The sequence below is a fragment of the Actinoplanes subtropicus genome, assembly GCF_000721705.1.
Lineage (GTDB): Bacteria > Actinomycetota > Actinomycetes > Mycobacteriales > Micromonosporaceae > Actinoplanes > Actinoplanes subtropicus.
On record NZ_JOJL01000042.1, the window covers coordinates 177,668 to 189,122 of the forward strand.

Below are 11,455 nucleotides of genomic sequence, written 5' to 3' on the forward strand. Positions count from 1 at the left end.
CCATGACGAGCGAACATGTGGTCGGTTACGACGGTATGTGGGCGAAGCCCGGCGAGGACCCGCGGACGGATCAGTCGCCGGTGGGCGAGCTGGCGACCATCCGCGGGTATCTGACCAACTACCGCCTCACCCTGGGCATGAAGTGCGAGGGCCTGTCGCCCGGGCAGCTGGCCACCCGATCGGTGCCGCCGTCCACGATGAGCCTGCTCGGCCTGGTCCGGCACATGGCCCGGGTCGAGCACAACTGGTTCCAGCGATCCCTGCGGGGCCGGCCGGAGCTTCCGCGGCTCTACTGGTCGGCGGAGGACAACGACCTCGACTTCACCGGCGCGGTCGGCGACCAGGCGGTGGTCGACGACGCCTTCGCGGCCTGGAAGGAGCAGATCGCACTGGCCGACGAGTGGCTGGACGGACCGATCGATCTCGGCGCCATGGTGCGGGTGCCGCGCGGCGACGACGAGGCGAGCGTCCGCGACATCCTGATCCACATGGTCGAGGAGTACGCGCGGCACTGCGGGCACGCCGATCTGCTGCGCGAGTGCATCGACGGCCGCACCGGCCAATGACGAACGAGCCGCCCGGCGCTGGCGCCGGGCGGCTCGGAACTCATCGGACCTGAACGTTGAAGAGCGGGTTCGCGGCCAGCTTCCGGAAGGAGGCGAGGCTGCGGGCCGAGCTGTTGATGCTGATGTCGCGGTCGCCGAAAGCGTCCTTCTTGGTGTCGAAGTAGACGATCGCCTTGATCGCCGGGCGCTGGGCCAGCGCCGGCAGAACGCTGTTGAACTGCGCCGACTTGTCCACCACCTGGCCGACCCGGTGGTAGACGCCCCACTCGGCCAGCATCACCGGCTTGGCCGGGTGGTTGCGGGTGGCCCAGTCGTAGAAGCCCTCGCCGCCCGGCGCGCGCCGGTCGACCAGGTCGCCGAACAGGCCGTTGTGGTAGTAGTTCCGCTCGGCCGACACGTACGAGTCGAGACCGATCCAGTCGACGACGTCGTCACCCGGGTAGAGGTCCTTCCACCAGGACTGCGCCATCCACTTCTCGTTGCCCATGTAGGCCACGACGCTGACCGCGTTGGTCACGCCATCGGCGCGCAACCGCTGGATGACGTGCCGGAACGACGCCCGGAAGTCCTTGGCGGTCATCCCCGAACCGGCCCGCGGCCGCACGTCGTCCTCCGGCTCGTGGTTCAGGACGAGGAAGAACTTCTTGCCGTACGCCTTGGCCCGGGCCGCGAACGTGTCGATGCGGCGGTCGAGCCTGCCCGCGGCCACGTTCGCCCAGGTCGAGTCCCAGTCGACCCGCCAGTTCGTGAGCAGCACCCGCGGGTGCGCCGGGTCCCCGGTCATCGCCTTCTCGGCGGCGGTCGGGAAGACGTCGTCGCCCTTGTGGTACGTGTGGAAGATGGTGGAGGTGCGCCCGCTGAGCCGCTCCCAGGTCTTCAGCTCCTCGTCGCGGGGCTTCCCGGTGAACCCGCCGGCGGCGGCCCCCCACAGCACGTCGCAGCTCGGCACGAGCTTGGCGTCGGTCACGCAGCGGTGCTGAGTGTCGGTGCCGGCGTGGGCCTGAGCGACCCCACCGAGCGCGGCGCTCAATCCGGCCAGGACGGCGGCAAGCGAGTACACGGACTTGCGAAGCATGCAATCTCCCCCGGTCGTCCGGCCGCATCTCGGCCGGGCATGGGAAAGAGATTGCGGGCCGTCCGGTGCACGCCGAGTGCCCGCGGGGGTGCCACCCGGTTGCGGTCGGCGGACCCCCGATCGGTCGAGCGTTGGGATCGGCTGGGCCGGTCGCCGGTTGAGGGTTCCGGCGCAAAACCTACAAGATGTAGGAGTAGGCTCCCGGCGTGCCGCTTGCCCCCAAGGGGCGCGTCCGTGGGCCCGGAGGGGCGGTTCGGTCTCTCACACCCCCCGGACCGCTCCTCCGGTGCGCTCAGGGGGCCGCGTTGAACCAGTTCCGCACGCCGTCCAGCACGCCCCGCCCGTGCTCGCCCGTCACCTGCGCCGCCAGGTCGGCGATCGTGACCGATCGCAACGACGCGCGCCACGCCTCGTCCGCCGCGGTCATCGCCCGGTGGATGGCGCACGGGGTCCGGCAGGCCTCGGGCGAGGCGGCGAGCGGCCCGCGCGCCCGGACGTCCGTGCACAGGAACGCCGGCGTGGGCCCGTCGACGGCCTCCACCACGTCCAGCACGGTGATCCGTGAGGGCGGGCGGGTCAGTTCGTACCCGCCCAGGTTGCCCTGCGTCGAGCGCACCAGCCCGGCCCGGGACATCGCCTGCAACTGCTTGGCCAGGTAACTCGCCGACACGTCGTGCATCTCCGCGAGCCGGGCGGCGGAGACCGGGTGATCCGCGGCGGTGAGCGCGAACGCGCAGTGCAGGGCCCACTCGACCCCGCCGGACATCTTCATGGGCCCAGGGTACTTGACTCGGACAGATCGTGTCCGAGTAGAGTTCCGGACAAGAGTTGTCCGAGTTGCGGAGGCGTACATCATGAAGGTCGTTGTGGTCGGTGGCACCGGTCAGGTCGGGCGCGAACTCATCCGGGTGCTGACCGCCGAGGGGCACGAGGCGACCGCCGCGTCGCGGTCGACCGGGGTCGACACGGTCACCGGCGAGGGGCTGGCCGAGGCGCTCGCCGGGGCGCAGGCGGTGGTCGACGTGACCAACGCGCCGGTCTGGGGCGACGACGAGGTGCTCGCCTTCTTCACCACCTCGAGCCGGAACCTGCTCGAGGCCGGCCGGGCCGCCGGGGTGCGCCACCACATCCCGCTCACCATCGTCGGCGCCGACCGCAACCTGGAAAGCGGTTACCAGCGGGCCAAGGTCGCCCAGGAGAACGTGGTCGCGACCTCCGGAGTGCCCTACACGATCCTGCGGGCCACCCAGTTCTACTCGTTCCTCGGCACGATCGCCGACGCGACGACGGTGGAGGGCGTCGTGCGCGCCCCGGCAACCGCTTTCCAGCCGGTCGCGGTCGAAGACGTGGCCGCCGCGCTCGCCTCGTACGCGGCCGGCGCCCCCGCGAACGGTATCGTCGACCTGGCCGGCCCGGAGAAGCAGCCGATGACCCAGTTCCTGCGCCGGTTCCTGGCGGCCACCCACGATCCGCGCGAGTGGTCGACGACCCGGCCGCCAAGTACTTCGGGGCGCCGATGACCGACGAGTCGCTCGTCCCGACCGGCAACCACACCGTGCGTATCGGCCCGCTGTCCTTCGCCGACTGGCTGGCCGGCGACGAGGGGCGGCGTCACCTCGCATAGATGCGCTACGGTGCTCCATCAAGGTCAACGAGGGCGGGGGCGCATGGTCGACTTCGAGGTGGGCGAGTTCACCGCACGGCGCCGGTTCGACGCGGCCGCCGCGGCCACCGTCGTGCTGACCGTGGACGCCGCGCTCTTCCTGGTGGTGGCCGTGGTCGGGGTGCCGTTCCTGCTGTTCGTCTTCGGCGACGACGACACCGGGACCTGGCCGCACATGGCCCCGCTGCTCACCTGGTGGGTGGCCGCGGCCCTGCTCGGCGCGGCCTGCGCCACCGCGGTCGTCCGCTCGTTCCGCCGCGGCGGCACGGGGGCCGGCCGGATCGGGGTCGTCTCGGCGATCGCCACGGTGGTCGCGGTGGGCGTCCTGATCGCCGTGAGCGTCGAGCGGGCGCCGCTGCTCGCCGCGGTCGGCGCGCTGCTGGCGATCGCGAACGGCGGCGCCGCGCTGGCGCTCACCCGTCCCGGCGAGGCCGACCCGGCGGCGGAAGGGCCGGAGATCGTCTTCATGGAGGACGCCGACGCCTTCCTCGAGGACGAGGTCTTCACCGGGGGTGAGGTCTTCACCGAGGACGCCGGCGAAGAGGCCGAGCCGCGCATCACCGTCGAGTTGGCGCGCACCGGCCCGGGCCGAGCCATTCCGTCCGCCGCGCGGCGCCGTCTCCGCCGCCAGGCGGCGATGCGGACCCATGCCGGAGTACGCCTGGGCCGCCGCCCGCGCCGATAGCTATCCTCTACCGCGTGGAGAACACGACGGGCGCCCTCAGGTCACTTCGCTGGTACGCCGTGCTCGCCCTGGTCGTCTTCGGCATCGTCCCGACCGTGATGGTCGCCCTGCTGGTGGCCAAGGGCCGCACGCCCGGCTCGGTCGGCATCCTGCTGATCGGCGGCATCCCGCTGATCCTGGCCGCGGCCTTCTCCGCCTTCCGGGGCCTGACCGGCGACGACCCCGAGGTCGCGGCCCGCCGCCTGCACCTGAGCATGGGCCTGGTGGCCGGCGCCGACGTGCTGCTGCTCGGCGGCAACGCGCTCATCCGGATGGCCACCAGCTAGCCGGGCTCACAGGCCGAAGACGTGCCCGAGGCCGGTCACTTCGATCGCCTTGCGCACCGGCGGTGACGGCTCGGCCAGGGTCATCGTCACGCCCTTGGCGGCGGCGCTGTTGCGGGCGCTGACCAGCGCCCCGAGCCCGTACGAGTCGATGAAGCCCAGATCGCTCACGTCGATCCGCAGGTAACGGCAGCCCGGCAGCCCGGCCGCGAGCGCCAGGCTGTCCCGCACGGCGTCGGCTCGGTCCAGATCGAGCTCCCCGGCGAGCTCGGCGACCACCAGGCCGTCGGGATCGGTCGGTTCGTACCGGATCGTAGGGTCGTTCGGCATTCGCCAGATGCTACCCGCAGCGGTCCGGCGCGGCAGTCATCGCGCCGGGAGCAGGGCGATCGCCCGGTGCACCGATCGGACCGCGCTCGCGCCCTCGCCGACCGCCGCCGCCACCCGCTTCATCGAGTCGAGCCGCACGTCACCGGCCGCGAACACCCCCGGCACGCTGGTCTCGAACGGCATCGGGTCGCGGCCCACCCCGGTCCACCGCTCGCCCAGCTGCACGTCGGTCGGGACGAAGCCGGCCGGGTCGAGGGCCACCCCGGTCAGCCAGTCGGTGGCCGGCATGGCGCCGATGAAGCAGAACAGGCCGAAGCATCCACAAGGGTCGGACTCGCCGGACGACCGCGAGGTGAGCGTTATCTGCTCCAGGCGGGCGCCGCCCCGCAGGGCCGTCACCTCGGTGGCGGTCTGCACCTCGATCGCCGGGTCGGCGAGGATCCGGTTCACCAGGTAGCTGGACATCTTCGCGTAAAGGTCCGCGCCGCGGATGGCCAGAGTGACCTTCCCGGCCCGCCGGGCCAGGTAGAGCGCCGCCTGGCCGGCCGAGTTCGCGCCGCCGACCACGGTGACCGGCAGCCCGGCGACCGCCTGGGCCTCCAGATCGGTCGCCGCGTAGTAGATGCCCGAGCCGACGAAATCCGGCCACCGCTTCAGCGGCAGGTTCCGGTACGCGGCGCCGGTCGCGATCAGCACCGTGCGCGTCTCGATCTCGGTGCCGTCGACCAGGGTGATCACGTGCCCGTCCGGGTACGACCGCAGCCCGCGCACCCCGCACGGGCTGGCCAGATGCGCACCGAACTTGAGCGCCTGCACGGCCGCCCGGCCGGTCAGCGCCTTGCCGCTGAGGCCGAACGGGAACCCCATGTAGTTCTCGATCCGGGAGCTCGCGGCCGCCTGCCCGCCGGTCGCCACCGCGTCCAGCAGGACCGTCTCCAGGCCCTCGGACGCGCCGTAGACCGCGGCGGCCAGGCCGGCCGGGCCGGCGCCCACGATCGTGAGGTCGGCGACTCCCTTGGGCGTACGCCGGTAGGTCAGGCCCAGATGCTGGCTGAGCAGGCCCGGGTCGACCCGCCGCAGCGTCTCCCGCGGGGTGACCGCGGCCGGCAGATCGTCCTCCGTCAGGCCGGACTCGGCCATCGCCCGGCGGCCCTCCTCCGACGTGCCGGACAGCCACCGGTGCGGCAGTTCCTGCCGGGACAGGTACGTCTGCAGCGCCAGGCCCGTGCCGCTCGCGGCGTCGCCGATCAGCTCGAGGTTGCGACCCGAGCGGTCGGCGAGCAGCAGCCGGCGCGCCAGGAACGATCGCAGCAGCAGATCGCTGATCTCGGTGTCCTGCGCCATCAGCCGGCGGAACCGCTCAGCATCGATCCGGTGGATGACGCCGGGCGCGGCCACCCGGGCGGCGAGGATCCGGCTCTGCCCGGTGAGCAGGTTCATCTCGCCGAGGTACTGGCCGGGCCCGGCGGTCAGGAACAGCTCCTCGGGCGCGCTCGCGGTCGGCGTCCGGACCACCTCGGCGGTGGCCGACTCGATCAGGATCAGGTCGCCGTTCTCGTCGCCGACGTCGTACAGCACGTCCCCGGCGACCACCTCATGCCGCGTGCCGTAGGCCGCCGCGCGGGCGAACTGATCGGGATCGAGCACGTGGAACGCGGCGGCGCTCAGCTCGTCGGGCCGCTCGCCGAGTTCGGGAAAGGACGACACCACCGGGGAATCGTCGCAGGGGGTGCGCGCAAACCTCAACACCTCCTCCGGTATGGTTTAGCCAACGCGGACGTAGCGCAGCTGGTAGCGCATCACCTTGCCAAGGTGAGGGTCGCGGGTTCGAATCCCGTCGTCCGCTCCACTTCGCCTCTCTCTGCTCGGCCCCTACGGGGCCTCGCCGATGCGTTCCGCATGCTGGCTTGGGGGCCGAGCCCCCAAACCCCCACGTAGGGGCGTTCGGCCGTCCTCTGACGTAGGGGCGTTCGGCCGTCCCCTGACGTAGGGGCGTTCGGCCGTCCCCTGACGTAGGGGCGTTCGGCCGTCCCCTGACGTAGGGGGAGTCTGTCCGGTTTTGACGGGGCGGCGAGTTATGTGGGGATGGTCGAGTCGCGGATCACGAGCTTGGCCGGGTGCGCGTGGACGCCGGGCGAGTGGTCGCCCTCGATCGCCTTCAGCAGCAGCTCGGCGGCCGCCCGGCCCAGCCCCTCCAGGTCCATGTCGATGCTGGTCAGCGGCGGCCGGCTGGCCAGGGCGATCACGTCCCAGTTGTCGAAACCGACCAGCGCCACGTCCTGCGGCACCCGCCGGCCGGCCTCGCGCAGCGTGTCGGCGGCGCCGCGCGCGATCTGATCGCTTCCGCACACCACCGCGTCGAACGCGATCTGCCGGGCCAGCAGCACGCCGACCGCCTGGCGGCCCCATGCCTCGCTCCACTCGCCGTGCAGCGGCGCGGCCACCGGCTCCAGGCCCGCCTCGGCCAGTCGCCCGATCGTGGCGGCCGCCCGCACCCGGGCGGACTGGTGGTGTTCCGGCCCGGTCACGATCGCGACCCGCCGGCGGCCCACCGTGAGCAGGTGATCGGCGGCCAGGCGGGCGCCGCCGGCCTCGTCCGGGACGACCGAGCAGTCGGACGGCGCGGACGACGCCAGGAAGGCGTAGACGACCGGGACCGTGGCCGCCAGCGGCGGGCGGCTGCCGGCCCGCCGGCCGGTGACGATGATGCCGTCCACACGACGGCCCAGAAGCGTACGCAAATGGTGTTGTTCCCTGATCGGATCGTCGCGGGCGTCGCAGAGGAGCACGGACATCTCGCCGGCGCCCAGCGTGTCCTCGGCGCCGATCAGCAGCGGGATGCTGAAGCGGCCGATCGTGTCGGTCGTGATCATGCCGACCGTGTAGGTGCGGCCGGCGTGCAGGCTGCGGGCCGCCGGGTTGGGGTGGAAGTCCAGCTGTTCGGCTGCCTGGCGGACGCGGGCCACGGTGTCGGCGCGCAGCGAGCCGCGGCCGTTGAGGGCCTTGGATGCGGTGCCCACCGAGACGCCTGCCAGGGCAGCCACGTCGCGGATGGTAGCGGTGCGCGGCCGGTGCATGCCTGCAACGTACCGTGCGTTGCGGCCGGAACCATGAACCCCATTGCCCGGGTTCTCCGCGCCGACCGGAGGTCCAGGCGCCGGAAGGAAGCACAGCCCCGGCCGCAACCGATCACGTCAGCTGGATGTAGTCGAGCTCGGCGTAACCCGTGCCGCCCGCGAAGAACGGCGCTCCCTTGGCCAGCCGGATCACGTTGTAACCGGCCTTCAGAGTGACCGAAACGCTCACGGTCGATCCGAAAACGCCCCAGGCGGCGGTCGGCGGATAACTGATCGTCGACCAGGCGCCGCCGTTGTAGGCCAGCCCCTGGGTGGCGGTGGCGCCGGTCGCGTTGGCGTACCCGACCGTCATCGTGTACGACCGGGCGGTCGGCACGTTCACCACGAAGTCGACGTAGCTGTCCGACCGCGGGTCACCCGTGTTGTCGATCCGGCCCACGTAGCCGCCGTTGGACGCGCTCGACGACGACAGCCGCGAGGCCCGGAACACCGAGGCGTTCTCCGCCTCGTACCGCTGCTGGTACGACGGCACCCCGCTGGTCGGCTGAACGACGAGGTGATAGGCCCGGCCGGCGTCCATGTTCGGCACGGTGACGGTGATCGTCCCGCCGCTCACCGCGTACGTCGAGGTGGAGATCGCCGTAGGCGCGGTGACCGCGGTGAACCGGCCCGAGTTGGGCGCCGACTCGAGCGTGACCGAGACCGAACTGCCGAGCGCCGAGAGCCCGGTCACCTTCACGGAGTTGGTGCCCGACTCGTTTCCGACCACCGCGTTCACGATCTTCCGGGTCCCGTCGTAGGCCGCGAATCCGTCCAGCCCGGTCTGGGTGGCCGGCACGGTCTGCACCATGTTCCCGGCCATGTCGCCGTACCACTTGTACGGCCACCACGTCCCGGTCGGCTGGTTGTTGTTCACGACCAGCCCGTTGACCGTGCCGTACTCGTACCAGAAGGCCCGGTCCGCCGCCTGCACGCCGGCCCGCTCGAACTTGGCGATGTAACTGGTCACCGCGCCGGGGACGTCCACCTCGCCGGTCGTCGCGTACTCGTTGATGACGATCGGCCGGGCGCTGATCCCGAGCGAGCTCTCCAGCGCCCGGTAGGCCGCCACGTGCGCGGCGATCCCGGACGGGCCGGACAGCTCGTGCCAGACCACGATGTCCGGCAGCGCGTTGTTCGCCTTCGCATTCGACAGGAACGAGCTCATCAGGCTCTGGTTCCAGGTGGAGAAGCCGGGCCCGGCGATCGGCGTCACCGTGTCCAGCGACCGGATCCGCTGGTACGTGCGGACCCACCCGTCGTTCCACGAACCGGCCGCCGAGGTGTTCCACGTCCAGTCCGGCTCGTTCCAGATCTCCCAGGCCTGGATGTTGCTCACCCCGGTCGCCGCGAGCCGGGCCTTGACCATGGTGTCCACCTTGGACAGCCAGTCGTTCCAGCTCACCCACTTGTACGGGAAGTCCGGGTAGATGTCCGGCATCCGGATGATCTCCGCGGCGCCGACCCGGTCGGCCTGCGGCGCGACCAGCAGCGAGTCGCCGCCGGGCGGCTGCCCGTTCGGCTTCTGCCCGACGCCGGGAGCCGGCTGGGTGAGCGTGTTCATCTTGATCGGCAGGAGGGTCGAGTCGGCGGGCCTGCTGTTCTCGGCGAGGGCGTAGAGCCCGCCGGACGCGACGTGGGTGACGGGCCGGATCGCCGTTCCGGCGTTGATGGTGAGGGTGGTGCCTGCCGCCTGTGCCGGGCTGGGGAGCGCACCGGCGGTGATTAGTGTGAGGACGGTCAGGGTGGCCGCGGACGCGGCTCTTCGCTGATTCTTCACTGGGCACCTTCGGGGACGGGGATGGATTTACTCCTCCCGTGCGGCGAGCGGGATCCAGACCCGCATGGGCCCGGGGGCCCGGTTCGCCCACAGGAAGTAGGGGATGGCCGGCACCGTCACCGCGGTGGTGCCGGGCCGGTCGGGAGTGAGCGGCCGATAGAGCGCGTCCGAGGTCTCCGCGCGGAGCCGCAGCGTGGTCAGGATCGCGACGGGTGCGAGCGAGTGCTCGACCACCGAGAGCGGCGCCGCGGCGTCGAGCTCCAGATCCTCGAAGGGCAGGTCGCCGGGCAGGTCCGAGTGCTCGAGGCAGTAGACGACCGGTCCCCGGGCGAGGGCCGCGCTGCCCCGGACCGCGTCGACCCGCGGGTGCGCCGCGACGGTGCGCGCGGGCATGGCGAGCACCAGCGAGACCGTGTCGCCCGCCTTCCAGGTACGGCTGATCCGCAGGTACCCGTCCTCCGCGCCGCCGCGCACGACGCTCCCGTTGACCGTCAGCCGGGCGTCCTGGCACCAGGCCGGCACCCGCAGCGCCAGCGTCCACTGCTCGTCGGGCGCGCCGGTGACCCGGATGTCGATCCGCTCGTCCCACGGGTACGCGGTCCGTACGTCGAGTTTGACGGCACCGGCCGCGTAGGCGCCGGGAGCGTAGAGGTGCAGCTCCAATGAGGACGATGAGCCGGTCGCCACGCAGTTCTGCACCGAGGCGAAGAACCGCGCCAGATTCGGCGGGCAGCACGCGCACGAGTACCAGGTGAGCCGCTGCGAGGGGGTGTCCTCGTGGGACCCGTCATGACCCGTACGCAATTGCAGGGGGTTGGAGTAGAAGAACGAGCGCCCGTCCACCGCCGTGCTGCCCGCGATCCCGTTGTACAGCAGGCGTTCCATCTCGTCGGCGTAGCGGGCCTTGCCGGTCGCCAGCAGCAGTCGCCAGGCGAGCTGGAAGCTGCCGATCGCCGCGCACGTCTCCGCGTAGGCGCGATCCGGCGACAGCTCGTACGGGTCGCCGAAGCCCTCGTCCTTGTGCCGCGACCCCTGCCCGCCGGTCAGGTAGGTCTTGCTCGCCAGCGCCGACTCCCACAGCCGCTCGGCCGCCGCGAGCAGTTCGGCGTCATGCAGCTCGACCGCCACATCGACGGCGCCGGCGAGCAGGTACATCTGCCGGACCGCGTGCCCGGCCGCCTCGTCCGTCTCGAGCAGCGGCTGGTGGTCCTGCCAGTACCGTGACCCGAACCGGCCCTGGCCGAGCCGCCCGTAACCGCGGAGATCCAGGAACCGCTTCGCGAGATCGAGGTACGGCCGGTGCCCGGTCAGCCGGTACAGCTCGACGAGCGCCGTCTCCACCTCGGGATGACCGTCGATCACGTCCGTGCCGCCGGGCCCGAACTTGCGGACGAGCAGATCCGCGAACTTCCGGGCGACCGTGACCAGTTGTGGCGCGTCGGCGGCCCGCGCGGCGGCGACGGCGGCCTGGATCAGGTGCCCGGCGCTGTACATCTCGTGGCTGAAGCCCAGATCGGTCCACTGCTCGTCGCGGTGGTCGACCTGGTAGTACGAGTTGACGTAGCCGTCCTCGTCCTGTGCCTTCTCGACCAACGCGGCCGTGTCCACAAAGAACTCCGGCGTCTCCCCCGTCCGCCCGGCCTCCCAGGCGATCGCCTCGAGCGTCTTGTAGACGTCGGTGTCGGCGAACCACATGCCGGCGAACGCCGCGTCCGAGTCACCGGTCACCCGGCGCAGGTTGGCGAGGTTGCCGTAGGTGGTCAGCTGGTCGATGCAGTGCGGCAGGGTGGCCGACGCGTTGCGCTCCTGCCATCCGCCGAGCAGGCCGGCGGGATCGAGCCGGACGGCCGTGAGCGGAAGCGGGCGCAGCGCGGCGAGCGCCGACGGGGTGGGCGCGGCGGGGCCGTTCATGATGGT

Annotated in this window: 12 protein-coding genes and 1 tRNA gene; 6 read left to right on the forward strand and 7 right to left on the reverse strand. The window is 71.8% G+C overall.

Going from position 1 to position 11,455, the window contains the following annotated elements:
• Positions 1–2: 2 nt before the first annotated feature.
• Complete coding sequence (locus IH26_RS0144075; protein WP_030442274.1) at positions 3–566, forward strand: DinB family protein; 564 nt, start codon at positions 3–5, stop codon at positions 564–566.
• Between the two features lie 40 nt (positions 567–606).
• On the opposite strand, the gene IH26_RS0144080 is transcribed toward IH26_RS0144075, so the two are convergent.
• Together IH26_RS0144080 and IH26_RS0144085 are read right to left on the reverse strand one after the other, a co-directional pair.
• Positions 607–1,641 (reverse strand): glycoside hydrolase family 26 protein, encoded by a 1,035-nt coding sequence (locus IH26_RS0144080; protein ID WP_030442275.1) that lies wholly within the window; start codon positions 1,639–1,641, stop codon positions 607–609.
• Positions 1,642–1,933: 292 nt separating this feature from the next.
• On the reverse strand, positions 1,934–2,413 hold the full coding sequence (locus IH26_RS0144085; protein WP_030442276.1) for an RrF2 family transcriptional regulator: 480 nt from the start codon (positions 2,411–2,413) through the stop codon (positions 1,934–1,936).
• An 82-nt stretch (positions 2,414–2,495) separates the two neighbouring features.
• Here IH26_RS0144085 and IH26_RS54780 point away from each other — a divergent pair, with 82 nt between their 5' ends.
• From IH26_RS54780 to IH26_RS0144100, 4 genes are read left to right on the forward strand one after another with little or no spacing between them, the layout of a single operon-like run.
• Positions 2,496–3,161, forward strand: coding sequence for an SDR family oxidoreductase (locus IH26_RS54780; protein WP_245665956.1), 666 nt, complete (start codon positions 2,496–2,498; stop codon positions 3,159–3,161).
• Positions 3,119–3,265, forward strand: a complete 147-nt coding sequence (locus tag IH26_RS63545; RefSeq protein ID WP_245665957.1) for a hypothetical protein — start codon at positions 3,119–3,121, stop codon at positions 3,263–3,265. Before IH26_RS54780 ends, IH26_RS63545 begins: the two co-directional genes overlap by 43 nt.
• 43 nt (positions 3,266–3,308) lie before the next feature.
• The gene (locus tag IH26_RS60540) at positions 3,309–3,989 is read left to right on the forward strand and encodes a hypothetical protein (protein WP_030442277.1); all 681 of its coding nucleotides are present in this window, start codon (positions 3,309–3,311) and stop codon (positions 3,987–3,989) included.
• A gap of 14 nt (positions 3,990–4,003) precedes the next feature.
• Positions 4,004–4,315, forward strand: coding sequence for a hypothetical protein (locus tag IH26_RS0144100; protein ID WP_034217284.1), 312 nt, complete (start codon positions 4,004–4,006; stop codon positions 4,313–4,315).
• A gap of 6 nt (positions 4,316–4,321) precedes the next feature.
• On the opposite strand, the gene IH26_RS0144105 is transcribed toward IH26_RS0144100, so the two are convergent.
• Both IH26_RS0144105 and IH26_RS0144110 read right to left on the reverse strand, forming a co-directional pair.
• Positions 4,322–4,642 (reverse strand): STAS domain-containing protein, encoded by a 321-nt coding sequence (locus IH26_RS0144105; protein ID WP_030442279.1) that lies wholly within the window; start codon positions 4,640–4,642, stop codon positions 4,322–4,324.
• A 36-nt stretch (positions 4,643–4,678) separates the two neighbouring features.
• Positions 4,679–6,352 (reverse strand): FAD-dependent oxidoreductase, encoded by a 1,674-nt coding sequence (locus tag IH26_RS0144110; RefSeq protein ID WP_030442280.1) that lies wholly within the window; start codon positions 6,350–6,352, stop codon positions 4,679–4,681.
• A 63-nt stretch (positions 6,353–6,415) separates the two neighbouring features.
• Between IH26_RS0144110 and IH26_RS0144115 the strand changes: the two genes are divergently transcribed.
• Positions 6,416–6,491, forward strand: a tRNA-Gly gene (locus IH26_RS0144115).
• A 226-nt stretch (positions 6,492–6,717) separates the two neighbouring features.
• Here IH26_RS0144115 and IH26_RS0144120 read toward each other — a convergent pair.
• The 3 genes from IH26_RS0144120 to IH26_RS0144130 all read right to left on the reverse strand — a co-directional run bounded on the left by IH26_RS0144120 (position 6,718) and on the right by IH26_RS0144130 (position 11,449).
• Positions 6,718–7,719: a LacI family DNA-binding transcriptional regulator gene (locus tag IH26_RS0144120; protein WP_030442281.1), complete on the reverse strand. Its 1,002-nt coding sequence runs from the start codon at positions 7,717–7,719 to the stop codon at positions 6,718–6,720.
• A gap of 112 nt (positions 7,720–7,831) precedes the next feature.
• On the reverse strand, positions 7,832–9,538 hold the full coding sequence (locus tag IH26_RS0144125) for a carbohydrate-binding protein (protein WP_030442282.1): 1,707 nt from the start codon (positions 9,536–9,538) through the stop codon (positions 7,832–7,834).
• A gap of 27 nt (positions 9,539–9,565) precedes the next feature.
• Positions 9,566–11,449, reverse strand: a complete 1,884-nt coding sequence (locus tag IH26_RS0144130; protein WP_030442283.1) for a glycoside hydrolase family 127 protein — start codon at positions 11,447–11,449, stop codon at positions 9,566–9,568.
• Positions 11,450–11,455: the final 6 nt, after the last annotated feature.

Coding starts and splice junctions, on each gene's coding strand:
- IH26_RS0144075 (WP_030442274.1), top strand. CDS start 3: ATGACGAGCGAACATGTGGTCGGTTACGACGGTATGTGGGCGAAGCCC.
- IH26_RS60540 (WP_030442277.1), top strand. CDS start 3,309: ATGGTCGACTTCGAGGTGGGCGAGTTCACCGCACGGCGCCGGTTCGAC.
- IH26_RS0144130 (WP_030442283.1), bottom strand. CDS start 11,449: ATGAACGGCCCCGCCGCGCCCACCCCGTCGGCGCTCGCCGCGCTGCGC.
- IH26_RS54780 (WP_245665956.1), top strand. CDS start 2,496: ATGAAGGTCGTTGTGGTCGGTGGCACCGGTCAGGTCGGGCGCGAACTC.
- IH26_RS0144120 (WP_030442281.1), bottom strand. CDS start 7,719: ATGCACCGGCCGCGCACCGCTACCATCCGCGACGTGGCTGCCCTGGCA.
- IH26_RS0144105 (WP_030442279.1), bottom strand. CDS start 4,642: ATGCCGAACGACCCTACGATCCGGTACGAACCGACCGATCCCGACGGC.
- IH26_RS0144080 (WP_030442275.1), bottom strand. CDS start 1,641: ATGCTTCGCAAGTCCGTGTACTCGCTTGCCGCCGTCCTGGCCGGATTG.
- IH26_RS0144085 (WP_030442276.1), bottom strand. CDS start 2,413: ATGAAGATGTCCGGCGGGGTCGAGTGGGCCCTGCACTGCGCGTTCGCG.